2 protein-coding genes are annotated in these 1,132 nt (G+C 61.1%); both read right to left on the bottom strand.

Translation table 11 applies throughout. The features are described from left to right. Positions 1-286: ATP-binding cassette domain-containing protein (locus tag ACRXB1_RS36525; protein WP_449494838.1), on the bottom strand; the 286-nt coding region annotated here is incomplete at its 3' end. 26 nt (positions 287-312) lie between these two features. After that, a partial coding sequence (locus ACRXB1_RS36520) for an ABC transporter permease subunit (protein WP_449494837.1) occupies positions 313-1,132 on the bottom strand: 820 nt, incomplete at its 5' end.

The following is a 1,132-nucleotide window of genomic DNA, read 5'->3' as shown; positions in this document are numbered from 1 at the left end:
CGCCGAACAAACGGATGTTCTGGAACGTGCGCGCAATGCCGGCCTTCGCGACCTGATGCACGGCGGTCGGCGTATAAGGCGTGCCGTCGAGCACGAACGAGCCCGAGTCCGGCGTGTACAAGCCCGTGATCACGTTGAAGAAGGTCGTCTTGCCGGCGCCGTTCGGGCCGATCAAACCGTAGATCTGGCCTTCCCGGATTTCGAGGCCGACTTCGGACAGCGCCTGCAGGCCACCGAAGCGTTTGTTCACGCCCTTGACCGACAGTCGAATGGGTTTATCGCTCATTGTGTTTTCTCCGCTCTCTTGTGGCGTCAGGCGCGGACCGGCTTCTTGCCGGCGCGCTTTGCGATCTTCGCGATCTTGTCTTCATGTTTCGGCGACGGCCACAGGCCTTCCGAGCGATACAGCATGATCAGCACCATCGCGAGGCCGTACAGCAACTGGCGGATGACTTCGGTATCGACGATCTGATGACCGAAGATGGCGTTCTGCAGCGGACCCATGGTCGAGCGCAGGAATTCCGGAAACACGGCGAGCAGCACCGCGCCCAGAATCACGCCCGGGATGTGGCCCATGCCGCCGAGCACCACGCAGGCGAGCACCACGATCGATTCCCAGAAGGTGAACGATTCCGGCGATACGAATCCCTGGAACGTGCCGAACATCGCGCCCGACAAACCGCCGAACGACGCACCCATCGCAAACGCCAGCAGCTTCACGTTACGCGTGTTGATGCCCATTGCTTTTGCGGCGATTTCGTCCTCGCGGATCGCGGCCCATGCACGGCCGATCCGCGAGTGCTGCAAGCGCACGCACACGAAGATCACGAAGAGCGAACACAGCACGAACAGGTAGTAGTAGTTGTAGACGGATGGGAAGCTGAACCCGAACAACGAATGCGTCTTCGACAAATCAAACCCGAACAACGACACCGGATCGACGCCCGTGATCCCCTTCGGCCCGTTCGTGATGTTGACCGGACGATCCAGGTTGTTCATGAAGATCCGGACGATTTCCCCGAAGCCCAAGGTCACGATGGCGAGGTAATCGCCGCGCAGACGAAGCGTAGGCGCACCCAGCAGCACGCCGAACGTGGCGGCCAGCGCCATCGCGCAGGGCACGATGACCCAA

It is taken from the genome of Caballeronia sp. M23-90, assembly GCF_053574605.1.
Note: the sequence above shows the minus strand (reverse complement) of the source record. Positions and strands in the feature narration are given on the sequence as shown.